Genomic DNA, 24,632 nt, shown 5'->3' with positions numbered 1-24,632 from the left:
GCGCAGCCTGTAAGGCTACCTAACCAAGCAAGCAAAGCGATAAACGCGATAACATGAACACGCATGGGATTAGCCCGTAGGTTGAAGCGTGTCGTCTAACTGTTCGGTAAGACCACAACGAACCCGTTCACCGCAGCCGAAACGGGCTGTCGAGGACATTCGACACAGCTACATAGACAAGGAGAGAGCATATTAGAGTATATATTAAGACAGATCAATGAATTTTGCTGTGTCTGTGAGGATCGTTATGTATAATATTCTTGCTGCTTACCAGATTGGAAGACAATTCTGGGGAGGTATGGCAATCAAAAAGGCCCTCATCGAACGATGAAGGCTTTTGATAAACAATCGGTTAACAGAGGCAAGAAAATCGCCCTGCAAAAGCCTGCCGCAGAACGGGCAAGATATTTCCGAGCATCACCTCGAGCTAACTATAATTAAAGGTTACGCTTAATGTCCAGCTGACGGTAACCTGCCCCGAGCACGCGATTGCTGAAGATCGGCCTGACCACTGACTTCAGATCAGTGGTCACTTTCTCAGGCTTCTCGGCTCATCTGCTCAGGACAGACCGCTCAAAGGCTATCGCAAGATGGTGTGGTTACTCACCGTATGACTAAACGCTAGCGATTTCCCACATGATCTTATGCCCTATTCCTGGCATAAGATGTTACCAAAGAACAGCCCTGCATTGTGCGGGGCTTCTTCATTAACCCTTAGCTAAGGAGACGTGCATGAAGTGCAAGGTGTTGTGTTTAGGACGTGCCGCCAAGGAGATCGAAATCGGTGAAGGCACCACCGTGGAGCAGGCCATTCAGCAGGCTGGCTTCCCGAAGGATTCGAGCTACACGCGGCACGTGAACGGCAGCCCGGCGTTCGATTCGGACGTGCTGCAGGAGGGCAGTGTGCTGACGCTCGTTCCGCAGGTGAAAGGTGGAATCTAAGGAGGACTGTTGGCTGCATGTTCCTGAGCAGCTATCAGATATGAGAGGGCTGTGGTGCCTTACGTGCCATGGCCCTCTCTTTCTCCGCAGAGAAAACAAGCTATGATTCAACAGATTCAGGATCTCACACGCTTCTACGCGCAGAAGTACCACGTGCCCATCACTGACTTGACCGACTCGTGGCAGGTGGAATCTTGGGACAGAGAAGGGCTGGCCGTGGTGCTCCCCAGCAACAGCACCGTAACGAAGACCATAGCAGATATGTCGGTACTTCATGAGCCGACATTCGCCAAATTTCTGCCGGGTGATCTCATCACCTGTGACGACGCGCCCGTAGCGCGAATCGGGAAGCAGTGGTTGGTGTTGTTGATTTGGCCTAAGAATGCGCCGGCACTTTCGTTTGTGCGGAAGCTGATAGATCAGCACCTGCCAAAGATCTGCAGAGCCTATCGTCATCAGCAGAAGGATCTACTTGTCGAGAGCATTGCAGGTTGTGTCAGCGATCGTAAACGCGAGCTTCAGTCTTCCATCAGAGAAGATAGCTATGAACTTGAGAGGCTATCCCTTCAGGTGATGCAGCTCTCCCGTAAGTTGGAAACGGATCGCCAATTGCTGGAGATGTTCAAGCACGATCCAGAGTGGATTCGCAATCGCGCTAATCACACGTTCGCAGATCTGATGAAGCTCGTGCCGGGCACGTATGAGTGCTTCAGGTTCGAGGATGAGTCGGTGACCGGCACTACGTACGAGATCAACATCTCGTATGACGGCTATGACTACAGATTCGATCCTTACGAAGTCGAGGTCAACCTACGCACTGGAAAGGTTAGAATCACTGGTGGGACTTCGGTTAACGGATACATCTCGCCTCACGTTACGGACGATAATAACATCTGTTGGGGCAATATCGGAGCCTTAGTCAGCAGACTTGCCGGAGAACTAGACCTCTTCGGGCTGTTCCAGTTGGTGCGTACCTTCCTGGGGAGCTACAATGATTCAGACCCGTTCCAAAAAATCGTTCGTTGGGATCCTGATTACGAGGAGCCCGAAGAGGACGAACAACAGTATTGTTCGTGGCATGATGATTATGGGCATTCGATAAGTGAATGCCCGGATTGTTGGTGGTGTGATTGGTGCAACGAGTACTGTGATCACGATGAGGAAGACTGCCCGAACCGTCCCAAAGAAGAAAGCGAGGAGGTTGCTGATGCAGCTGTCGCGTAATAGCAGGCGTGATCCAGTGCAATTGGGCATCCGCATACAGATTGACGCTGTGGCTATGCAGAAGCTGTGGACGTGGACTGAGGTAGCTCGTGGTGAAGTCTCGGCCCTCGGTCTTGTGGAAGAAATCCGCAACGTGGATAGTGGCGCAATCACAGCCTTGCTTGTCACTGACCTGTTTCTCGTGAAGCAGAAGTGTTCGATGGACGAGACCACAATGGATGCTCAAGCGGTTGCGCAGTTGATGACAGATCTGGAAGCAAAGGGAATTGATTCTCGACGGCTTCGCCTGTGGGCACACTCCCATGCAGGGATGTCCGTCTTCTGGTCTGCCACAGATGATCAGTGCGTGGAGAACCTGGCGAACGGCGAGTGGCTTCTGTCGCTTGTGGTCAACAAGAAGCATGATGCGCAAATGCGTCTTGACGAATTCAGTCCTTGTCATCTGTATTTGACCGATGTCGTTTTCGAGATTGCCTATCCGCTGATAGACGGTCTGGCGGAGCAATGTCTGACTGAGTTCAAGGCCAAGGTGTCTGAGGATTTGTTCAGCATGAACGGACACCGAACTCTGTCTCGTGATACACGTGATCACGTGCAAGATCTGCGTGCAGCTCATGACCGTGGCGCTCTTACGCTAGACGAATTGCAAGAAGAAATGGATTGGTTTTATCCGGAGGACCTTGACCGTGAAGAAAGGCCCTTCTGATGGACAACGATCTCCGCTTCCTCCGCCAGCAGGACGCCATCAACATGAGCCGCCTTGCAAGTCTCGGCATCACCCTCATCGGTGCAGGTGCCATAGGCAGCACCACGGCTGTATTCCTCGGCAAGATGGGTGCTTGCGGTATACAAGTGTGGGATGCCGATACTGTAGAGCCTCACAACTGGTCGAACCAGCTCTACCGGGATGAAGACATTGGCAAGCAGAAGGTCACTGCTCTGACCGAGGTGATGGAACATTTCGGCGGCCACACTCCCAATGCGATAGCCCAGCGATACGTCGATCAGGAGCTTAGCGAGGTGGTCATCAGCGCCGTGGACTCCATGTCGAGCCGTAGCGCCATCTGGCGTTCGGTGCGGGAAAAGGCGGAAGTGAAGCTCTGTCTCGACGCGCGCATGGGTCTGGAAACGCTCATCGTGTGGGCTGTGCGGCCGCAAGTGCGGGAAGACAGAGTGGCATATTCGCAGTCCATTGTCGCGGATGATGCGGCACTTCAAGAACCTTGTACAGCTCGAACCGTGTGCTACACGCCGTTAATGGCTGCCGCAGTACTCTGCAACTTGGTCAAGCGCTATGTCAACGACGAACAGATTCCCCAGCGTGTTGTGCTGGACCTGGCGACACTTACCTTGATGACGTAGCACCCATGCCAACCTTCGAAATCGAGACCATCGAACGATGGGAATACGGCGTCCGGTATCGTGTGGATGCCGCCACCATCGAAGACGCGGCGCGGAAGATCCTTGCGGGCGATGTGGAATACACCTCCGCGGAATTGCGTGAGCGTTCGCCGCGACAGGAGGTTCACCGCCTTCTTCGTGTGACGGATGAGGACACCGGCAAGGTGATCGAAAGCGAACGGCGACTCAAGCGGCTGCTGCGGCAGAGACTATGATGACTGATGACGAGACGAAACTGGCGGATGTGCTGCTGGATTCCCTGATCGGAAGCCGGCAGAACGTTGCCGGAAAGGAGGCCGACCGCCTGCGCTTTGCCTGCATCCAGGCACTGTCGGATGCGCTGTCGGCGGACGCAGACGAGATTATTGTGCTGGTGGATCAGCGAATACAACAACACAAGGAGACCTTATGAGCGGGATCAAGAAAGGCTGCAAGATTGTGGATGCCGTCTGCGCGGCGGCAGACCGCATCTGCAAGGACGATAAGCCGTCGGACCAGGGCGAAAAGGATAAGTAGCGCCCTGACCGTCCGACAGAGCAAAGCCCTCCACGTGGGGGCTTTGTTTTAGCATGCAGCGCGGGAAGCTCATGAGATATCAGTAGGTTAGACCGCGTGCCGATTGACGTACACTTTTGTTCGTCTGACCCATGCACTCCCTTGACTTACCGTGTGTTTTTGTGTAAATTAGGCTATCCTGGCAGATAGTCTAATTCGATTTTGGACGCAATACGTTGATTAAGCTGGTGGCCTGTGCCCTCTCGGGTTCAGGCCTCTGGTGCTTGCGTGTTGCGTCCGACTATCTGCCAGGAACAGATATCGGCTACCAGCTGCAGTGCCAGGGGCTGTTTTTATGCCTCTGCTGCGCGCTCGATTCTGGCATAAGGGCATGGCATGAAAACATCCAACTTTAGGAGTCCATATGAAATGCTTAAAGACGTTTGTAGTTCTGTGTGCCCTGATGCTTATCAGCCGGGATTCGGCCAACGCGACAGATGTCTGCGGTATCGCCGCGGGTTTGTGGGACATCGCCGGGTCCCCTTACAACGTAACCTGTGACGTGACGGTGCCTACCGGTCAAACGCTGACCATCCAGCCCGGAGTTAACGTGTTGTTCGCCGGCCATTACAAGTTCATCGTGAACGGTAATCTGCAGGCCATGGGAACAGAACAGGATTCGATCATGTTCACGCGCGCCTTTCCTACAGAGGAAAGCAAGTGGTGGGGGATAAGGTTCTTGAATGCGGGAGACACGTCCCGTCTGGCTTATTGTCGCATAGAATGGGGACATGCGGAAGGCGGTAGCAATCCCTTCTACGACTATTACGGTGGAGGGATTGACTGCGAGAACTCACCGCTTGTCGTCACACACTCTCTGCTCACGCACAACGCGTCCCGCTATGACGGCGGCGCGATCAACATCAAAGACTGCTCGCCCCTGATCCTGAATACGACCATCGCAGACAATGTTGCGCTCGACGACGGGGCGGGAGGCGGCATATCCGTTTGGCCCAATTCATCCCCGCGTTTTGAACGGTGCGTGATCAGCAGTAACAGTGCCGATAATGGCGGAGGCGTCTACTGCCGATCCTCGGCGCCGCTGTTTGTCAACTGTGACTTCATCGGGAACACGGCATCAGGTCCCGTGCACTCAAAGGGAGGTGCTTTGGCGGTAGTCCTGGGCGGACAGCCAACGCTACGAAACTGTATTGTGTGGGGAAATCAAGCAACTACTGACTCGGCCATCTGGATCCAGGACGGCTCCGTAGCGTGCAGCTATTCCGACGTTCCGGACGGGTATCCAGGCGCTGGCAATATCAGCACTGATCCCGCGATAACCGACCTTGCGAACCGTGATTTCCATCTACTAGCCACATCGCCGTGCATTGATGCAGGGGATCCCGACTCACCGCGCGACCCGGACTCAACTCGAGCCGATATCGGGGCATATCCATTCACCCATTGTGGACTGATGGTCAACCCGTTCTCTCTGGAGTTTGGGTTGCTGGACTTGGGCAATGATTCGACGCTGTCGCTATCCCTATTCAACCCGACCTCGCAGGCCATTCCCCTAAGCATGGTTCGGCAAATTTCGCCGGTATTCACGGTAGATACCAACGGGCTGGGGGGTCAAATCGCACCCTTCTCCGATTATGACTGTCGGGTACGCTTCCTGCCTGCATCTTCCGGAGCCTTCGCTGATACGCTGGAACTATCGGTAGTCCAGCCGTGCGACAGCACGTATCGAATTCCGCTTCAGGGACAGGCGCAGGTGATCTTGCCCCCCGTGGACAGTCTCGTAGCGCAGAAAGGCCCGCTTAACGGCATTCGGTTAGATTGGGCACCTGTGACGCATTCCATCACAGGACGTCCTGTGGAAGACGTTGTCTATGTGGTGTACGGTTCCGTGAGCCCCTCGGGGCCATTTACACCTTTTGGCTACGCCACCACAAACACGTTCACCCATCCCTACATTCTAAACACCCAACCAACCTACTTCTACCGCGTCACAGCGGATGTACCCGCTCGATCTGACGGAGCGCTTGAGCGGTAACTCCGCTCGTAATGGACCACTTGAAGGAGCCGGTGTCTATCGCCGGCTTCTTCTTTAAGGCATAAGAGGTAAACAGGAGGTGGCATGATTGATCCGTTTGCCCAGAGGTTGCTGGATTTTCTCGATGAGTTGGGGGTGCGCCATTCTGAACTGCGGTATCGTGGCGGCACCGACAACAAGATCTTCGACCTGCACCAGAGTGTGGAGATTGACGGGGAGTTATTCTACTGGGAGCTCTCCGGCTATTTGCCCGCGAAGCTTCTAGCGGTCTGGACCTATCCGCTGCTACAGGTACCGGAAGACAAGCTGGCCGTGATGGCGGAGTATGTAGCGCGGGCGAACTTCGCGTGTTGGCACGGGTACTTGGAGATGGAGTACACTCCCGGTGGCCGGGTAGGATTCAGCACCAGCATTTGTTGTGATGGCATCGAGCCTGGCTTTGCGGCGCTAAGGCACTGGCTGCATACCAGTTTCTGGCGCACATGGGAACACGCCCCGTTCATCCGACGCGTTATTGCGGGTGAGCTTACGCCTGCAGAGGCCATCGAAGCTTCGACGGAGGCCGCACGGACTACCCATTGATCTCACCCGAGAAACCAGGAGAATTCGAGGGCCTTTCGCTGGAAGTGATCATGCTGATTCGCCGACGCCGCCAGGAGAAAGTTGAGCTGCGGCGGATCGAGAGAGAACGTGCTATGGCCGCGGGCGTTGCCCCGCAAGCGGTGCTGGATCGCATGGATGCGGGTATCGCAGCTCTGGATGTCGGCCGTACTATTCTGCTGGACCGCATAGCCAAGCTGATTCCGGATTATGATGCTGCGCTGGCGTGGGCCTGCGGTCACGCGGCATTCGATCCTGCAGTGGGAACGACGCGGTACTATAAGCAGCATGGAGGCTACTTCACCTTCGGAATGCCAGGGAGGTCAGTGATCGCCGTATGGGTTCAAGATGGGGAGGTAGTTCGTGCCAACACTTTGGCCCGATGATGTGCGCGTAGTCAACAATCGCGACTCGCTCGATGCGGTTCCAGTCATTCCGTTTCACGTGCCGCTGGGGCACCCGCTAAAAGAGCACATGTTTTGGTGCGCCTTGTTGCTTGACTCTCTGGCTAATGGCGGCGAAGATATGGACGTGCTGGGGGCGATGTTGGGCGTGGCTGGAGAGGGATAAAATAAGAAGCCCCAGCGGTGAAACCAAGGCTTCTGGGAGGGAAGAAGGCGCGCTTGTGCGGGCTTTCTTCTTTATCTTATGATGCGGTTGATTTCGCTAATAACTTCGCTTTCGCGCGGTGAATGTTCGGGGATCCAACCTTGATTGTGTGACTTGTGGAAAAATCCAAAAAAAATTCTGACAGCCGTTTCGAGACCGGGTTGGGAAGAGAGCCTATGGGCTGAGGTTGGGAGATCCTGACGGGTTCAGTTTCAGCGCTGGACCTTCAACAAAGCATGCTTTCCTATGATTTAAGGGCATGGATCCCACCCATCCCGAAAAGAGAGAATCCCAATCTTCATCAGACTGGGATTCTTTTTATGCGCCCGATTCCATGGGTGATCCGAGCGGGTCTTTGACATCGCCGTAGAGGGCAAAGTCATCAAGCCACATCGCCGTATACGCGGTGCCTTGTGGTGTGCGCAGATCGTTCTGCACGTGGTCCGTATCCGGCCGGATGGCTTTCAGTAAATAGTTCATGGGCGGCGGGGTGGTATCGGCTGCGTAGAGTGGCTGAACTGCTTGTCTGTAGCCCCGCAGAGCCAGCTTCTAACTACTGACCACAATTGGGTGCTCGTAGCCAAGCCGCGCTACTACGGTCCAAGCAGGGCCCTTTACGTCAAAGTGGTGAAGTTAGCATTTCCCCAAGGTGGGAAAATGGAAATTTGGAGATATGGACTAGACAAAGTCATAAAAGGGGAATTTCCGCATTTGCACTCTTCAGAGTGAGACAAGACAACTCTAGACAAATTTAGGGGTCGGTTTGGCTACTTTTGTCTAGTCTCCCACAACGTTAAGATGTTATTATCTTTATTCTTAATGTCTCAAATGATCCAACAAGACAAAATAGACAGAATTTGGAACTCGGCTACAGAGTAGAGTCCGATTATATGCTCGGATAGGACATAGTACATCTGGGAAGACTAGCCAGATGTGTCTTGTCTGTCTTTTTGTCTAGTGCAGCTCTGGAGCAACTCTTAACGTGCTGTGATTACTCTGTCTGAGTCGGAAGCCGGGCGGGCACGACTAGACAAAATCCTTCGGATCAGGCATCATGCGCCGCTTTCCATCGGCGATCCGATCGGGTTTTTCACGTCACCCCAGTGGCTCCAATGGTCAAGCCACATGCCGGTGAAATGCGGAGCCTGTGGCTTTCGTTCTTCTTCGGGATGGTAGTCAACGTCCGGTTTGACAGGCGGGTCCGGTGTTGGATGCCATTGTGTTTTTCGAACGCCGAATACATCGGCAAGCGTCAGTCGCTTGGGTTTTCGCGCGCCCAGCTTAATAAGCTGCTGCGCTAGTGGTTGTAGTGGAAGGTTCATGGGTGTTTTTCTTTCTGTGGTTTGGTGCCTTTTGGACATGGGGTGACGTTACAGCCGCCTCCCAAAATGCGGCTTCGACGTAGTAGTGATTAGCCGGAATACGCAGGGATCCAAATGGCAATCCCTGCACGATCCCGGCAAGCGTAAGTATTGTAATTGTAATAAATTAAATGTGAAATGCAGGGATTGCAGGGATTGTTTTGGGAAAGGTGTGTCTATATGGGAAGAAGGAAAAGCGGCTGTTTTCTCTCTTCTCTATATATACATCTTTTTCAATTCGATCCCTTCAATCCCTGCAAATATTAGTTAAGTAAAATATTTTATTATAGTTATGTATGCAGGGATTGGTGCAGGGATTATGCAGGGATCGGAATTCAATCCCTGCACTTCCAGCACAACAACACTACTTTTCGCAGGGCTCCAGCACGTCTGCTGGATATGTCTTCTTCGGCGCGTTCGACTCGCCGCCACCGGTTGACGCCGGCTTCTGTTCCGGTGCCGGGAATTCGAAAGTGTAGACCGAAACATCTTCCCGGTTCTTGCGCGATGTGAACGTAATCCCTCGATCTTTCAAGATGCCTTCCGCATCCTTCAACCGTCGCACAAACTGCTGCGCATTCTTATACGGCGCCGTCTGGCCCTTTTCACGGGCAATCTGACCAAAGGACAACAAGAAATCAGCGCCAATTCCGGACATAGTATAGTGGCCGTCCTCGCGTTTCTTACAGTCTACATTGTAAGGCCAGTCCTGGCCAAGCACATCATCCGAATCCGTGACCTTCATCCGCTTCGCCTTCTTGTGAAGCGCTTCCAGATACATGACAATTGGACTCGACTCGCGAGCGGTTTCACCGCCGCTTTCATCTTGGTCCTGAATCCAAGTCACCAGCAAATCATCTACACGCAGTTGCGGCTCGATGATTGGCAGAAGTTCTTCAGCGACCAAAGTCATCAATGCCAGATAGCTGTTCACCCTGTCCTTGTCATGATCCTTGGGAAAGCGAGCCCGAATCCAGTCAACGCGCGCTTCCATCTCGCCCAGTGACATACGGCATAACACTCGTGACACAATCCGCATATGAGCTGTGAACATTTCCGAGCGCTTGGCCTTGATTAACTCATACATGCGGTCCGACCAACCTGGGGAACTGTACTCATAATGGTCCACGGGGATCGTCAGCGTTCGGTTGATCTGCTCGGGCAGATTCAGGTTTTCGATGCCGGTCGTGCAAGCCAGACAATGCGTTCGTTCCTCGATCACCCCGTGGGCGGTGGTCATGTCGCGCTTCTCGCGTTGCCCGCCGCTTACTATGGTCAGCAGCAAATCGGAGATCTCTTGGGTGATGTTCTTCGTTTCCAGATTGTCGTACATGAAGAGCGGATTCACGGAAGCGTTTGAAAAGATCGATGCCGTAGTCGCTGATGTCGTGTACTGCTGGTCTCCGTAGATGAAGTAGCCTATAAGGTCCATCGCTCGGGTTTTTCCCCGTTTGGTGCGGCCTTCGAACCGCAAGTGAGGGCAGGATTTCACATAATCCATGAAGGGATAGCAAATTGCCCAACAAGCTGCCATCAGCTGGTTGGAGCGTGAGGACGCCATGTTCTGTAGTATGAGCCGGTTGAAGTCCTGCCACGCAGCCTTGTAGCCGGCATCGTCCATCGGAATCAGATCTGCGGGTTTCATTTTGGTGGGTGCGGTCAGGATGACTTCGTGGTCATTGTTACCGTTCGGAACCAGACGAACTCCGGTGCAGTCCACCTGCACCAACTGGTCATCATGGCGGTTCGGGTGCAAGTAGAGAACATGATTAGAGGTATCGGAATGCAGCCACGTGAAGAACTCCACGACCTTGGCTTTCAGATCCACCTCGGCACAAATCGCTGCGAGCATCTTCTGCGAGTCAATACCCTTGTCGGTAATACGGGCCACCTCCCACAGCAAGGAGCGATAGGGCTGGTTGGGGCCAATCTCGTAGGCTTTGTCCTTCCAGACGAGATAACCGATATGGTCCCTGTCGCGATAGCACTTTCCGCCGTTCTCGGTGAACCAGCGGAAGATCACTTCGCCTAAATCCTCGGGCGTCGCTCCGAGCACCCGCAAGCGCGGCAGCAACTCTCTGAGATCACGACCGACCAGGCATGACACCTTCAGTGATTCGCGCGCCATGCGTCGCAGGTCGGTGCCGGGGATTCCACCGCGCTTCTCCAGATCGGCCAAGAGCCGATCCTGCTTCCCGGCCGAGAGTACAGGAAATTCCTCCCGGAAGCAGTCTGCCGTCAGTTCTTCCTGCTCGTTGCCCTTGGCGGCAAGGATCCTACCAAGTAAGGCGTCAAGATCCACACAAGTACGCCAGCCGGCGGGCGCTTTCGGTGACCCTGCGGGTAGCTCGAATTCCAGACCTTGTTCACGGAACTTCTCATACGTCTGCGGTCCATGGAAAGCCAGCACTTCATCAAGAATGCGGTCGATCTCCCGCTGGCTGAAGTTCGCCGTGTCCTTGCGGCTAAGCTCAACAAAGCGTTCCCACCCGCCTTTGAAGACGACATAGTTGCTTGCAATCCCAAGCCAGTGATCATAACGCCAGCCAATGGGGCTCTCGACCCATTTCTTGATGATGGGGCAATTCGCTTCCATCTTCTCCAGCCCTGGCTGGTTCTGTTCGATACCGGTACCCTGCTTTGACGACGACGCTGGTGCAGTCGTGTGTGCCTGCAACGGCAGCATCCTGTCGGCAAATTGCTTGGCGTTAGCAGCGTCCCAAGCGTTAAGCGCTGCGCGCTGATCCGCGTACACGGCACCGGTTTCATCGATGAACACGGTTCGGCTAGTTGGCACACCACCTCCCCGACGGCCTTCGCGGGACTTATTGTAAATGGTATCTTCAGCGCCTCCAAAGAGGGGCAGCCACACGAAGTGTCCGATGCCGTTATCCCCCTTGGGAAAGATCTCATTCTGGAAGGGGCCGAATAGCTTCCGGCCTAAATCGCGCAAACTATCGCGGATGAGCCGGGCCGATAATGGTTCATCAAGGCGGATATGCAGGTGGTAGCATCTTCCGTTCAGGTTCTTGCTACGCTCGAGAAGACTGGGAATGCCCAAAGCTTTGAGCTCTTGCTGGTAACGGAACGCGTTCGCCAGACAAATGTCTTCCCAGGCGGTATCACCATCGTGATCTTCAAATTCTACGACGGCCCACTGGGCGGTTCCGTCAGGCAGAAGATCGTAGAGTCCTAGCCGGAGCTCTCCGGAGAGGTGTTTTTGTAATCTCTTTACTACGTCCGCCCGGCCGGATACTGGCGTCGACATGGTAGTGGCCTGTCCGACGCAATCGTCACGGCTGACAAATTTCTCTAAGATTTCTTCGGTAAGGTCATCATGACTATGATCAGCGTGGCAACCGTTCATGGACGGCATGCCTGTGGTCAGCAGGGTCTTTGCCTGCGCTTCTTCATTACATAGTAAATTCTCGTCTATGAAGTTCATATTCTCTATCTCCATATGCTTGTCTCCTCAGGTTGAAAATAAGTGTTTTGATGTGTTTGAGGCTGCTCATAAAATCAGCCACGTTTACTGTCGCGCTGCCGCTGTAGAAGTCTCGTACGAGCTTGTTAGCAAGCTCTGTGTCGCGCCATTCGATCCATACTTGACCCCGCGGGTCAATCTCATGTCCTACCATCTCACAGTGGTTGGATGCCAGAAGGCAGTTAATCCCGTAATCCTTAGTCTTCATTTGTGTCTCCTTGTGTTTGAGAAAGTCGTTCGCTTTCGAAGTATTCCATGATGCGAATGCGATCGCGAAACGACAGGTAATTTCGTATTCCTCCAGCCCCTTCTTCGGAACAGGGAATGCATTGCATCGACTGCTTCGCGAAAAAGTGTATGTTCTGCGCCACCTCTCGTGCATAACGTCTTTGATCTTCTTGCAGGCATGATTTCAGAACCAGCAGAAGTTCTGACGTGCGTGAGAGATCAATTAATTGTCCGCGGAGAAGCATTACGTCGCATGCACCGTATGCGTAAAATTGTGCCCCTGCTTGCTGAAGTCTCTGCAGTAATTCTCGGGCTCTGTCCACAATGTAGTCCCACTTCACTTGCTCGCTCCACGTGGACGGTTTTGTCGGTTGTTCCATTTCTAATCTCCATATCGTTTGTTGGAACATGCCGGCCATAAAAAAGCCGGCAGTCAATGCGACTCCGGCCTGGAAATTCTGAATGTAAGGGATCATCTACATACGTGTCATTTCATAGGCGAAGAAGTCGCGGGTAATACGCGCGATTCGGTCGTTTGAGAAAACGAGAATATCCGAATGCGCTCGCTCTTCGGTCTGTCGTAGGTAGTCGATCGTCTATGGGTTTGCTAGTCGTCAGGGCAGATAGGTCCCTTTCGTGTTTGGCTAGGTAGTCTTGGGGGGACGGGCGGCCTGACTATTCAAATATAATCAAGTGCCATAAATTGTCAAGAACACCACCCATATTACAATATAATCAAAACCAGAGGCGATTGCAAGTCGCTTGACTTTTCGCGGACTTTTTCGTAGAATCCAACCCCTACCAAACCGCCCATTTCCCCTCCGGGCGCAGAGTCTCCACTATTCCCAAAAACGACAATATCTCCGACCGCGCAAAGGCGGTTCTTTGCCGTTTCCGGAATAAGCTAATAAAGGAGGCTTTCCATGTTCCATTTCTCTCCCAAGATCGTGAATTCCCGCGATTCCCTTGACCAAACACCGGTGATCACCGCCGAAATCCCCGAGGGCCATCCGCTTCACGCCGTTGCGACCGAACTAGCGCGCGATCTGTTTCTGGCCAGCCTTGACTGGGATTGGCCGGAGCCAGCCGGCGATTGCTTCAAGAAGCGAATCCCCGGCAGTGCCTGGGAATGAATCGAGCCAGCGATTGCGCTGGCTTTTCTCGCTTATGGCTTCCTTCTCTCCTGATTGACTTTCTTATGTTTCCCGAAAGCCTAACTGGGGCATTTTCCGTCGGCCAGGCCGGATGACGAGCGAATCGGACCCAGTTTGGCAGAGTGTCAAGGTTAACTTTCGAATAAACAATGTCGGTGCTTGCAAGTGGTATAATGCGCGCCGGGACTTCCGTCGATTGGCCGAGAGACCGGCCTTCATGCGTATCATGTCTTCAGCCTGGAAGGCATGGGCCAGCGAAAGAGACGGCGGTGGGTCAAACGCCGCAGTGCGGAACAGGAGATCATTGCGAATGTCAAGAACAAATTGCATCCCGAGGTCACACGACGCCATGATGCCCACGACGGCGAAAAGTCTATTTTCAGAATTGCCGGTAACACTTGACTCTGTGATCCTAAACAACTTAATTATGGAGCCAGGCTGGGTAACATAGACGAACTGGATACCCAGTGCAACCACATCTCGATGTTGAAGAACACGTGTGCCGCCGACCGGCCTTGAATAAACTTCAACACGATAGGCACAGTCATCGATTTGACTGAGGATTTTTCGGAAGCACAGACGACCACACATGGGCGAACTAAGTGGACGCAGAGGAAATGCACAAGAGTCTCCTGCATTCGTTAGTGGACGCTCTGACAGTGCAATGGTCAGACAACGGGAAAATTTCTGCTGATGCGGCGCGCAGCATGCCCTTCCATAAAATGATCTAGAGATACCTATGGTCCGCTACGACCTAAGTGAACCTGATTACAATCTTACATCAGTCATCAACAGCATTGTTGCTGGACCGCGCGCGCAACGCGGTGCTTTGGCAGTTTCTGGTGGCGCAGAACCCAAGAAGGATGCGTACTTGGAAGATTTCTGGCCATGTCCATCTGACCTGCTTACGCAAGCACTCGAAGTACGCAGTTTGCTCCGGGAGTGCGAGCCGCTGCTCACGAAAAGGAGAATGGTGACAGCGCTGACTCGCGAGCTTCACAAGTTACCCGATCCTTGGGTCGAAGACCCACCTCTTCTCTATCAGATGGCGCTCAGGTTATTCCAGTGGCAGAAACGTGACTTGGAGTTGTCGTTTCTGGAACGAGCAACGGTAGCGCAAATTCACGTGTCTGTGCATGCGTTATGGCAATCCTGTTTGGTGGCAACCCAGATGAGATTGCGGGCGTGCATCGCGGAGATCAGGGACCTTGTCAGCCACGGAGGATTCGCAACAGCAAATCGGCTCTTCATGGATATACGTCGCAATCTGCTAGAAGGACACCTTGCATTTCGAGTCGGCCGCGACGAACAATTCGTCGAATTGCTGCACCAAGTTGCAGAGCTGAGGTCTGAGGCTCAATATCTGTTCCGCCCGAGAACTCTCAACCTCGCCGATAGTTACAGTGCGGCGATTGAGCATGCGGACACAAGAAGGCTGACCGAACTTGGTAGCGCGGTTGTTCCATTGCCGGTAGAGATGGGGATCGGCTCTGAATATCGTGAAGCCACATCTCCAGTAAGCGTGAGTCCCTTTCGCCGCGTGTGGAATATTCGCCGGAACCTGCCGAGGGCAACGCGACTGATTCACGAGAACGAGCGGCTGAAATGGAACACTCACGATCAATGCACCGATGAATTTGTTAACGCAGTCAAACTCAACGAGGTGTTGGAACGTGCGGATGTGAGCGATCTCAGCATGTTATGGGAGATGCTTCCTGTGCTAATGCCAGGAAACGACTTGGGTGAGATCGACCCTCTGCAGGAAGACGCGGAATCGTTGCGGCGCCTCCGCGTTCTTTGCATGGATTCCCGAAATCCCTTCATGGCCAAAGCGGCGATCGATCTCATGTTGCCCGTGTATTTTGCATTCTTCTCACGGGGTGTGCCTGCACCGGTAGTTCATCGGGCGGCTCGCATCCTTTTACCGGTAATCGCTAAGCTGGACAGTTTCGGAGCTGAGTCCTGTCAGCACTTAGCGCGCGCGGCAGCGTTGATCGCGCCTGACTGTCATCTGAGTTTTGGCGAGGCCTGTCAGATATTCATTCAAATGCAGGATAGCCCAAAAGCTCCTCGCACGTACCCGGAATTAGGGACATGGATGCGTAATCAGTACGGCTTGAATTTCAGGTTCAAGGACGAAGCGCTCTTCAGCCAGCCAATGTACGGCGCGGCATATGCTGTCGCCAACATGATGAGAGCCTCGTTAGGTACGGATTTCGTCCAGCACCAGTACTCTCGTTTCGGGCTCCTTGTACCGGATATATCGTTGGAGCCTGATCGCCTGCAGAAATATCGCAACTGGTGGGACATTGCACAGCGTCCACGTGTTCCTGCATTCGAGGAATGCGAATGGTGCATTCCCTTGTTTGGCTTGGAGTGGAACGACGATTTCAAGTCTGATTATGAGAAACTGCTGGATTGGCGGAACGAGCGGAACACGCACACAATTCGGGATCGAGTAATCCGGCCGAAAGCGCGTGAAATCCTTGATGAGATTGCGGATCAGGGCTCACTCGGTAAGACACTGGCCGTAAGGGTGATGGAGCGAAATACAGGGTGCCCCGCCATTGTGGGTAAATGCGTTGCCAGGCTTGTGGTCAAGCAAATAAGTGGGCAGAAGCGAATCACCAGGAGCGATGCCATTCACTGGCTTGGTTTTGACAGGCCTGCACTGAGAGAAAAACTGACCAAGGTGACAGAGCCCAAGTCAAAAAGGGCCGAATCAAAGTCGACTCCAAAACGGATTCGGGAGCCGCTCGGTAACCAAGTAGCGCACCTTCAGGATAGTCTTCGTCAGTGGGGATTGGCGGGGTTTGATGTGGAGCAGCCGGCGGAGCTGGATCGCTGGACTGACGACGAACTCAGTTTCGTGTACCCGTAAACACTTTGCGTTTTCCCGACCACAGCCCGGCCAGCGCCGGGTTTTTTTGTTGCCTCGACTGGCGCCCAAAGAGGCGTGTTTTTTGGATCTGTGCACCGCGCGGCACCCAACGTCGTAAGGTGTCACGCGTAAGTAGTTCAAGAACAATTAGTTGGGTTGACTTCGGCCATGAGATTCGGTATATTGGCGCATAGAGGAATTCGTGCGGCCGAAATTCCGCAATTGCACGATAATAGGTAATGCCAGAACCATGGGAGACAAAAGTGACCAGGACGACCAAAACGCTCAGCACCGTAGAGGTGCAGAAGGCCCTTTCGCAGGAAGACCCTTTCGACGCGGAATTGGCCAGAGCCACTGACATGATCGCCAAGAACCCGACCGATCCGAAGGCCTATGTAGCGCGTGCTCTGCTCTACCTCGACGATGGCTATGATGAGGCGGTGATGCGCGACGTCGAGAAAGCCATCGAGTTGAATCCCGACGACCCGAAGGCGTTTGCTATCCGTGGGCTGTGCTACTCGAGCAGTTTCTTCGATGATGATGCCAAGGCGCAGGCGGATTTCTCGACCGCCATGAACCTCCTTGCCAAGAACCATTCTGTCCGTTTGGCTTCCCGCGAAAGCGACGTGAAACCCCGCACCGAACTGATGTCAATCATACAGCAGGCCACCAAGGATATCCGAAACAAGAAAATGGTTGACGATGCACTGATCCGTAGGGGACGTGCCTATTATGATCTGGGTGCTGCGACGAAAGCGCTCCGTGACGTCGAAAGGGCGATTGCCAAGAACACGGCGAACGTCGATGCCTATTTGCTGCGAGCAAAACTGTGCCGGGCAGACGAAGATGACGTGCGAATGAAGGCCGATGTTGAAATGGCGCATCGTCTTGATACTTCGCGTCCCGAGGGATACACTTTCCTCGCGGAGGCTTACTTTCATGCGGGCGCCGGTCTCACCGATTTGGCCTTGGACGCGGCCGACAAGGCCCTTGCCATTGATAACGACTATTCGTCGGCGCATCTTGTCCGCGGGCAGATCCTCTGCGAATTGGGCAAGCGGTCTGATGCCCTGGCAGAGTTCCGAGCGGCGCTGTCGCTGGATCCGTTGTACGCGGATGCGCATCTCGAATTTGCAGAGTGCCTTGAAGAAGAAGGGCTGATCCCGGACGCCATCGAGGAATTTAAGGCGTACATTTCAAACGCCGATAGGGTGGATGTTCTCGCAATTATTGAGACCATCGAGCACGTCGATGAGCTGAAAGCGGCCGCCAACTAACACGATGAAAAGCGCACAATCAACACCGAGCGCCGTCCGGCGCGTGACCGACTTGGAAACTCGGGTGCTCTGCGCCACGGTGACTGAGGCCGTCCCGGAAGCCGAAAGTGTGAGCGACAACATCGCCGTCGCTGCGCAGCACCTCAACCGAGCCCAGTGGAGCGCCATCGGGTATAGCAGCCTGTCACAGATTCGGCGCAAGGAGGCACTTGGTGCGGCGTGCAGGATCCGCGGCCACATGAAGGCGATCTCTTCGGTAGTCCCGTTTCATTTCGAGGGCGAACTGGCGGACAAGATGACTCTGACGATTGCGGACACGTCCGCGGACGAAATTCGCACTGCGACCATCGTGGACGATGGCCTTGTCCGGCGCCTTCCCGAGATGTTCCACAGCCACCACATGCTGGACTTTCTCGGCTGTCCCGTGACCCTTCCCACGTTTAGCTCTGGCGGGAAGTTTACCGGGTTGGACTACCGGTTTCTATTGGCGGATGTGGCCCTGTCCGATGATCCCCTCCAGATCATCATGGCAACGCCGGAGGAAACCTTGGCCGCGGAACAGCGGGTGAAGAAGCTGTCCCGAAAAGATGGCGCTCTGATGGCCTATATCCGCGATCAACTGATCAAGTCGATCGGCATCAGGGGGATTGAGAAGGCGCCACACTTGGACCGCAGCCTTTCCGCCGTTATCCTCCAGTCGGTGTCCGACGGATACGACTCCAAACGGTCGCTACCGCATCGGCTTCACAACTTGTTCGTCGGCTCGCCAGCCGTGGGCAAAAAATTGCTGGTCGAAGCGGCGAAGATCCTGAATCCGGTATTCACGGAGGCGCACCCGGCAAAGATAAGTGTGGCGGGCATCGCGGGTCGTGCGGTCAGCAAAGACGGCGGCTGGACATCGGAGCCCGGCCTTATCCCGCAGGCGCATCGCGGCTGTTTCGCTGTGCAGGATTTTCACCACGTTCCAGACAACGTAAAAAAGGAGGTTATGGGCGTGTTGTCGATGGCAATGGAGGACGGTAAAGTTATTGACTCGACCGCTGCGAAGCGCACTCATCACGCGCTGACCGCCGTTCACATCGACATGAACAAACACAGCGATGTTTACTTATCTGAGTCGGAGGGCGTAGACAGCGGACATGCGCGCCTGCGCGATCTCGGGCTTTCGATAAACGTGCTGAGCCGATTCGATTTCGCGATCGAGATTCCGCGCGATACCGAGCGGCAGGCAGAGATCGCGCTGGACATGCACGACGGTGCTCAGCACACCGCCCGCTACCCTTCCGTGAAAGCTCAAGATGCGGTCGAAAGGCAGCTAAAGGTGTTGGTGGCCTACCTTCGGTCGAAATATGCTGAGGTGGAGATTCCAGCCGAGGTTGTGCAGTACATTCGTGAGAAGCAGCAGGCGCTGCTCGATGAGAACCGAGACCGACGGGAGCAACTCAAGCTGCTGGGTGATTTCCAGACGCGGCTTTCGAATAGCGTCGACAAGCTGATTTTCGCCATCGCGCGCGGCAACGCGCGGTCCGTCGCGACGCGTGAAGACGTGGGCAAGGCGTTCGAGTTCATTGCGGTGAAAATGGAGTTCCTCTCGAATATCGAGGCGTTCACAACGCCGGAATCATGGCGGCAGGCGGGTTCCGAGGCCAAAATCGATGTCCGCCGGCGGTTTATCCGTGAGACCTTCTCCGACACGGACGTGACTGCCGAGGAGGTCCGAGCGGCTGTGTGCAAGAAATTCGACGCCGAGTTCTCCGCTTCAACGATCCGACGGGACTTGGCAGAGGTGGCCGACAAACGCGAGCACGGGAAGTTTCGCGTGCGAAAATGAAAAGATGGTGATTTGCTTTTGCGGTAATGACTTACGGATGCAATTTGTCAAGTTTCCATCTTGCCATCCTCGCGAAACCGCTCACCTACGCGGGAAGGGCGGGGGGATGGCAAGCCATCAGGGGTCGAACAAGGGTTTCTTACAACCAACAAGGAGAGAATCATCATGGAAAACATCCTGGATTTGAAGGTGGGGACGATGTCACGCGCGGGGGTTGTGTTGGAGGTCAGCGTTGAACAGCGCCGCGACGGGGCTGGCAAGTTGTCCCCGAAGGTAATCCTGACAGTGGAGGGGGAGGATAAGCTGAAGTACATCGTAGATAGCGCTTGGGTAGAACGTTCTGGCAAGGGGTCTGAATCACGCGGTCTGTGGCTGCGACGGGATTTCAATGGCCAGATATTGCATACGAGTACGGTGGCCGAAGTCCTCCGGCATCATAGCGTAGACACTCTCGGCGGATTGATCGGCCGCGAAGTCACACTGCACCCGAAACACAACGGCTTTCTTGCCATCGTGGTTACGAATGCCGAGATCACGCCCCGGAAGGCGAAGGGCGTGGGCTCTAATCCACCTAATGCGTAGCGGCGCGCCTCACCGCCACATTTTCTCGTTCGAAAACTTAGTTCACTGTCAATTTCTGAAACACAACCAAAACTGGAGAATTCCCATGGAAGAACTTTTCCCGATTCTCGATGATGACGAGGATATCGGCATCTACCAATTCAACCTGGATCCGGATGACGAACTCGAGGACATGTACAATCGGTCGGCGCCGGCCGAAGCTGCTGCTGGGGTGACTCTTTTCTACCGCGACGATGAAGGACGAGCGAGCGCGTCGGCACTGATCGGCGAACTCGCAGCCGAAGGCCATATGGAGTCAATTTCGCCATTTGAATTCGCGCCGGATGTGATGACCTACTTGGGTCTGCATCGGCTCCCGACCTACTTGGAGGACATGATGTCGCCGGCACAGGATGAATGGTGGTACCGGGGCGTATATGTTCAGGTGGGGTTTTGGCGCCCAGAGTTGGCGGATGAGGAGTCTCTAATCCGAGGCATCGCTGTCGCGATGACCTTTTACGACGCTACCGTCAAACCTTACTCCATGCACCAGAAGATCAGGGCAGAGGCGAGGGCTTTTGAGGGGCAGTACGAGGACGACCCCACACCTGGCGTTATCGCCCGGAATTACCGTCTTACCGTGGGCGACATCTTTCGCGAAGGGGTGGGAGTGTGGTGCCGCGACCTGGTGATGCCGCGGAACGAAATTCTTGTGAAGGTGCGGGCGCGTCTGGCAAATGCAGACCCGCAGCAGGAGTGGGAGCGCTTCAAAGCGTCGGGAATGCCGTACTACTTGGACCTCGATCCGGTCTCACCGTAATACGCGGGGCGCGGCGACCAATCGATCGAAATTCTATATCGTGTGCGAGTGTACACTGGCGTCAAAACCGGGCATAAGGGAATAGTGGACGACCACAGCGCGAAAATCGACCGGATACAGGGCCTGCTTGAAGAAATTCGGGCAGGCCTTCGTGCGCCACCCAAGGTGTGGCTCAGTCCGGCCGAGGCTGCGTCGTATCTGGGCGTGTCGGTCACCCGCATATCAACGGTGTGAGATGCTTGCGAGAAAGGCGGCATGAGGAATCTGAGAAAAGTGCAAGGAACCGGCGAGGAGGTACAAATAGCGAAATGCTAGTCACAACACGGCTGAGGGCGACTCGCCTGAGTGGGGTAAGGGGGGACCCATGAGGCTGCGGGCCTTTGCGAGGGACTACCTCGAATACTCCCGCGCAACCAAGGCGCTCAAGACCTGTCAGGCCGACGCGAGTGCTCTCAAGGACTTCACGCGGGTAGTGGGCAACCTTGAAGTTAAAGCTATCCGCAGGGAGCATTTCGAGCAATTCAGATTGGTACGGTTGCAGCAGATCAAACCTACCTCTGTAAATATTGCTTTGCGCCACTTGAGAGCAGCGTTTTCATGGGCCGCAGATCGGGGCTATGTTTCGATTAACCCCGCGACACGAGTCAAGCTGAATCGAGTTCCGCATGATCTGCACCCGCGGTTCCTTAGTGCGAGCGAGATCGAGCGGTTGAGAGGTGCTGCTCAGCAGGACGCTCCTCTGTTGAACGCAATCAACGTGGCCCTCTGGACTGGTATGCGCCGCAACGAGCTGGTGAACCTGCGATGGGCAGACGTGGATCTGAACCGCCGAGTGATCACCGTGCAGTGTTACGGCAATTACCGCACGAAGTCCGGGAAGTCGCGGATGATTCCTTTGAACGACGCGCTCCACGCACTTCTGACGGGTATCTTGCCTGAGAACGTGTCGCGCGAAGATCATGTGATCTCGCTTCGCTACGGAACGCTGGCGCGGCGGTTTCGACAGGCGGTGAAAAGGGCAGGTCTGGATGGCGGAGTCTCCCTGCACGTGTTGCGGCACACATTCGCCTCGCATCTCGCGATGGCTGGTGTGGACTTGCGGTCGATTCAAGCGATTCTGGGCCACTCCGATATTTCGATCACGATGATCTACAGTCACCTGAGCCCGGAGCACCTGGCCCGGACTGTGGAAAGACTGCCGTATTAATGCGGCACACATGGGGCGATTCTTGTCCCCATGTTTTTAGCTGGAAGAGAAGGACTCCTATGCTAGACACCCCAATAAGGTTGTTGAAATCGTCAGAGGCGGCCACGCGACTTGGCATCAGCAAATCCACGTTGCACCGCTGGGTCAAGGCGGGGAAGATCGAATGCATTCAGGTCGAGCGCAATGCCGTGTACTTCACCGAAGCCGCGTTGGCGGCGTTCGTGGAGCGGCACCGCAAGCTCTATGCGCCACGGAAGGTGGCATAAGAAATGAGACGAGCCCGTCTTCGCGGGCTCTGTGATATTAACCGGCACCAAAGGAGGTGATGATCTGTGCCGTCATTGAGAAAACGCATTCTGAAATCTGGGACCGTCGTGTGGGACATTCGTTATTCGGTGGGCGGCAAGCAGAAGTCTTATCACATCGGCGAGACCGATCGGCGAACTGCGGAGAAGATCTTCCACAAGTTCTGCAACTCTATTGTGGAAGGGAAGGCTGACGGCACGCAGTCATCGCCGGCTGAGTCCACCGGTCCTACGCTCAGTCAACTTGCCAGCGAAACTGCGATCTACGCGGGGTCGAACAAGAGCCCGAAGACCCAAGAACGGGAGGCATTGGTGTTCCAAGCTGTGATCCGGGAATTGGGCGATATCCCGCTAGTGGAGTTGACGCCGGCCAAAATCGAGGGTTACAAGGCCGCACGTCTGACCGTGGCGTCGCCTTCCACGGTGAATATTGAGATTCGCGTGCTCAATACGGCCTTGAATCAGGCCGCGGAATTGGGATGGTACAGGCTGGACGGTAGGAAGGCGTTCAAACAACTTCGACTCCCCGAGTCAGAACCGCTTGTGTGGCTGACGAAGGAACAGATCACGGACGTCCTGAGCACTCCAGATCCGGAGTTTAGGCGGTTTCTCCAGTTCCTGCTTCAGACAGGCTGCCGGCGGAATGAGGCACTAGGGATGACCTGGCAGGACATAGACCTTGCCAGGAAACAATTGGTGGTTCGCGGGGAAATTGGCAAGATGGGAAAGCGGCGCACCGTTCCGGTCAGTACTGTCCTACTTCGGGTGTTAGATGAATGGCCCGGTCCCCGGATTGGCAGGCTGTTTCCGCATTACGAGCCAAACCAGATTTCCATGAAGTTCAGACGGTGGGCGCGCCAGATTGGCCTACCGCCGGGTCTGTCGCTCCACAGCCTGCGTGCGACGTTCGGGTCGCAGTTAGTAGCGGCCGGAGTCAATATCTACGTTGTTTCGCGGTTGCTTGGCCACAGCAGCGTCCGTGTCACCGAAAAGCATTATTTGACCCTGGCTCCAGAGCACGTTCACGATGCCGTGAACCGACTGGATTTCGAATGACCGAATGTTCAAGATCACCGCTTGGACACGCCACGTAAATTCGGCTGGCTGTTGGTTTCGTACGACCTTGATGGACACGCATGGACACATTGTGGACACGGCCACTATGGCATACCTTTGGCAGACACAACAAAAAAGGTAAGTAGATGACTCTACTTACCTTTAGGTGTACCGCCTAGGGGATTCGAACCCCTGTTACCGGCGTGAGAGGCCAGCGTCCTGGACCACTAGACGAAGGCGGCAAGGTCCAAAACTTAAGAACTCTTAATATAACGATTCCCGACTTTACTGTCAAGCCACCGCTTCATACGGACAATGCATGCCGGTAGCGTTCGTTATGGGATCTTTCTGAATGGACGCGAGGTGTCACGCTCGGACCTTTTGCACGGAGTAGGCGACCTTGCGGATGTGATGCGGAAAGATGGTCACAGCATAACTGAGTGAGGATTCAATTCAGTCGGCAAGTAATAGGTCGGGAAAAAGGAGAGGACATATGGCAGAATCGAAACAGATCGCCATGTATCGTGCTGTATGCGAAGACGGAATCGGCAAGGGAGACCTGAAGGTCGTTGACCGCTTCATCGCCCCCAACATGAAGGAACATGAGACGGGAGTGGAGCCGCCGAACAGTGAAGGGCTCAAGAATTTGATCCGGATGATGCACACTGCGTTTCCCGACCTGCGGGTGACCGTGGAAGACGTCTGGGAAATGGGCGACACGGTCATTGGCCGCATCACCTGGACCGGCACGCATACGGGACCGCTGGGCGACATTCCGCCCACCCGCAAGAAGGTGAATGTTACCGGGATTGACATTGTCCGCTTTTCCGGGGACAAATGCGTTGAGCATTGGGGGGTGACGGATCGCATGTCGATGATGGAACAACTCGGAGTTGTGCAGCCGATGCAGGCCTGAACTTGCCTTGAATCTAAGGGGAAGGGCGGCCGCACTGGCTGCCCTTTCTCCATATTCAGGACCCAGCTTCAAGCGGTGGAACTTCGGTGTGGAGTAGACGAGTTTTTGAAAGGGAGTGGGTTGTTGCAACCTACTCCTTTTTGTTCAAAGACTTACAGGTTGAAGGACTTCGCACCGGCAAGAACAAGCCATTGCGGGGCGATGATTTGTAAGCAATTATTAAT

Annotated in this window: 25 protein-coding genes and 1 tRNA gene; 20 read left to right on the top strand and 6 right to left on the bottom strand. The window is 54.5% G+C overall.

Annotated features, from left to right (window positions below):
* Positions 1–732: 732 nt before the first annotated feature.
* From VGL38_05990 to VGL38_05945, 10 genes are all read left to right on the top strand, one after another.
* On the top strand, positions 733–942 hold the full coding sequence (locus tag VGL38_05990; protein HEY3294966.1) for a MoaD/ThiS family protein: 210 nt from the start codon (positions 733–735) through the stop codon (positions 940–942).
* 102 nt (positions 943–1,044) lie between these two features.
* Positions 1,045–2,166 (top strand): hypothetical protein, encoded by a 1,122-nt coding sequence (locus VGL38_05985; protein ID HEY3294965.1) that lies wholly within the window; start codon positions 1,045–1,047, stop codon positions 2,164–2,166.
* Positions 2,150–2,872: a hypothetical protein gene (locus VGL38_05980; GenBank protein HEY3294964.1), complete on the top strand. Its 723-nt coding sequence runs from the start codon at positions 2,150–2,152 to the stop codon at positions 2,870–2,872. The genes VGL38_05985 and VGL38_05980 overlap by 17 nt, the downstream gene beginning before the upstream one ends.
* 44 nt (positions 2,873–2,916) lie before the next feature.
* On the top strand, positions 2,917–3,528 hold the full coding sequence (locus VGL38_05975; protein HEY3294963.1) for a ThiF family adenylyltransferase: 612 nt from the start codon (positions 2,917–2,919) through the stop codon (positions 3,526–3,528).
* A gap of 5 nt (positions 3,529–3,533) precedes the next feature.
* On the top strand, positions 3,534–3,782 hold the full coding sequence (locus tag VGL38_05970) for a hypothetical protein (GenBank protein HEY3294962.1): 249 nt from the start codon (positions 3,534–3,536) through the stop codon (positions 3,780–3,782).
* Positions 3,779–3,979, top strand: coding sequence for a hypothetical protein (locus tag VGL38_05965; GenBank protein HEY3294961.1), 201 nt, complete (start codon positions 3,779–3,781; stop codon positions 3,977–3,979). The genes VGL38_05970 and VGL38_05965 overlap by 4 nt, the downstream gene beginning before the upstream one ends.
* A gap of 507 nt (positions 3,980–4,486) precedes the next feature.
* Positions 4,487–6,118 (top strand): right-handed parallel beta-helix repeat-containing protein, encoded by a 1,632-nt coding sequence (locus VGL38_05960; protein HEY3294960.1) that lies wholly within the window; start codon positions 4,487–4,489, stop codon positions 6,116–6,118.
* 84 nt (positions 6,119–6,202) lie between these two features.
* A complete protein-coding gene (locus VGL38_05955) occupies positions 6,203–6,700 on the top strand; it encodes a hypothetical protein (GenBank protein HEY3294959.1) in 498 nt (165 codons plus the stop codon).
* Between the two features lie 50 nt (positions 6,701–6,750).
* Complete coding sequence (locus tag VGL38_05950; protein ID HEY3294958.1) at positions 6,751–7,104, top strand: hypothetical protein; 354 nt, start codon at positions 6,751–6,753, stop codon at positions 7,102–7,104.
* Positions 7,082–7,288 carry a hypothetical protein gene (locus VGL38_05945; GenBank protein HEY3294957.1) on the top strand — a complete coding sequence of 69 codons (207 nt, stop codon included), beginning with the start codon at positions 7,082–7,084 and terminating at the stop codon, positions 7,286–7,288. Before VGL38_05950 ends, VGL38_05945 begins: the two co-directional genes overlap by 23 nt.
* A gap of 357 nt (positions 7,289–7,645) precedes the next feature.
* Here VGL38_05945 and VGL38_05940 read toward each other — a convergent pair whose 3' ends face one another.
* From VGL38_05940 to VGL38_05920, 5 genes are all read right to left on the bottom strand, one after another.
* Positions 7,646–7,807: a hypothetical protein gene (locus VGL38_05940; GenBank protein ID HEY3294956.1), complete on the bottom strand. Its 162-nt coding sequence runs from the start codon at positions 7,805–7,807 to the stop codon at positions 7,646–7,648.
* A gap of 572 nt (positions 7,808–8,379) precedes the next feature.
* Positions 8,380–8,649, bottom strand: a complete 270-nt coding sequence (locus VGL38_05935) for a hypothetical protein (protein ID HEY3294955.1) — start codon at positions 8,647–8,649, stop codon at positions 8,380–8,382.
* A gap of 403 nt (positions 8,650–9,052) precedes the next feature.
* On the bottom strand, positions 9,053–12,133 hold the full coding sequence (locus tag VGL38_05930; protein HEY3294954.1) for a hypothetical protein: 3,081 nt from the start codon (positions 12,131–12,133) through the stop codon (positions 9,053–9,055).
* Positions 12,102–12,380 (bottom strand): hypothetical protein, encoded by a 279-nt coding sequence (locus VGL38_05925; GenBank protein HEY3294953.1) that lies wholly within the window; start codon positions 12,378–12,380, stop codon positions 12,102–12,104. The genes VGL38_05930 and VGL38_05925 overlap by 32 nt, the downstream gene beginning before the upstream one ends.
* Entirely contained in the window at positions 12,370–12,876 is a 507-nt protein-coding gene (locus VGL38_05920) for a hypothetical protein (GenBank protein HEY3294952.1), read from the bottom strand. Before VGL38_05920 ends, VGL38_05925 begins: the two co-directional genes overlap by 11 nt.
* 447 nt (positions 12,877–13,323) lie before the next feature.
* On the opposite strand from VGL38_05920, the gene VGL38_05915 reads away from it, so the two are divergent.
* From VGL38_05915 to VGL38_05875, 9 genes are all read left to right on the top strand, one after another.
* Positions 13,324–13,533, top strand: coding sequence for a hypothetical protein (locus tag VGL38_05915; GenBank protein HEY3294951.1), 210 nt, complete (start codon positions 13,324–13,326; stop codon positions 13,531–13,533).
* A gap of 760 nt (positions 13,534–14,293) precedes the next feature.
* Positions 14,294–16,435 (top strand): hypothetical protein, encoded by a 2,142-nt coding sequence (locus VGL38_05910; protein ID HEY3294950.1) that lies wholly within the window; start codon positions 14,294–14,296, stop codon positions 16,433–16,435.
* A gap of 263 nt (positions 16,436–16,698) precedes the next feature.
* Entirely contained in the window at positions 16,699–17,712 is a 1,014-nt protein-coding gene (locus VGL38_05905; protein HEY3294949.1) for a tetratricopeptide repeat protein, read from the top strand.
* A gap of 109 nt (positions 17,713–17,821) precedes the next feature.
* Positions 17,822–19,543: a hypothetical protein gene (locus VGL38_05900; GenBank protein ID HEY3294948.1), complete on the top strand. Its 1,722-nt coding sequence runs from the start codon at positions 17,822–17,824 to the stop codon at positions 19,541–19,543.
* 165 nt (positions 19,544–19,708) lie between these two features.
* On the top strand, positions 19,709–20,125 hold the full coding sequence (locus tag VGL38_05895; protein ID HEY3294947.1) for a hypothetical protein: 417 nt from the start codon (positions 19,709–19,711) through the stop codon (positions 20,123–20,125).
* A gap of 85 nt (positions 20,126–20,210) precedes the next feature.
* Entirely contained in the window at positions 20,211–20,924 is a 714-nt protein-coding gene (locus tag VGL38_05890) for a hypothetical protein (protein HEY3294946.1), read from the top strand.
* Positions 20,925–21,288: 364 nt separating this feature from the next.
* Entirely contained in the window at positions 21,289–22,131 is an 843-nt protein-coding gene (locus VGL38_05885; protein ID HEY3294945.1) for a tyrosine-type recombinase/integrase, read from the top strand.
* Between the two features lie 59 nt (positions 22,132–22,190).
* Positions 22,191–22,397, top strand: a complete 207-nt coding sequence (locus VGL38_05880; GenBank protein HEY3294944.1) for a helix-turn-helix domain-containing protein — start codon at positions 22,191–22,193, stop codon at positions 22,395–22,397.
* A gap of 66 nt (positions 22,398–22,463) precedes the next feature.
* The gene (locus VGL38_05875) at positions 22,464–23,492 is read left to right on the top strand and encodes a site-specific integrase (protein HEY3294943.1); all 1,029 of its coding nucleotides are present in this window, start codon (positions 22,464–22,466) and stop codon (positions 23,490–23,492) included.
* 169 nt (positions 23,493–23,661) lie between these two features.
* Here VGL38_05875 and VGL38_05870 read toward each other — a convergent pair.
* Positions 23,662–23,734: transfer RNA gene (locus tag VGL38_05870), tRNA-Glu, on the bottom strand.
* A 251-nt stretch (positions 23,735–23,985) separates the two neighbouring features.
* Between VGL38_05870 and VGL38_05865 the strand changes: the two genes are divergently transcribed.
* Entirely contained in the window at positions 23,986–24,408 is a 423-nt protein-coding gene (locus tag VGL38_05865) for an ester cyclase (protein HEY3294942.1), read from the top strand.
* Positions 24,409–24,632: the final 224 nt, after the last annotated feature.

This window comes from bacterium, from assembly GCA_036504735.1.
Lineage (GTDB): Bacteria > Electryoneota > RPQS01 > RPQS01 > RPQS01 > DASXUQ01.
This window is presented reverse-complemented; position numbering and strand designations above follow the sequence as displayed.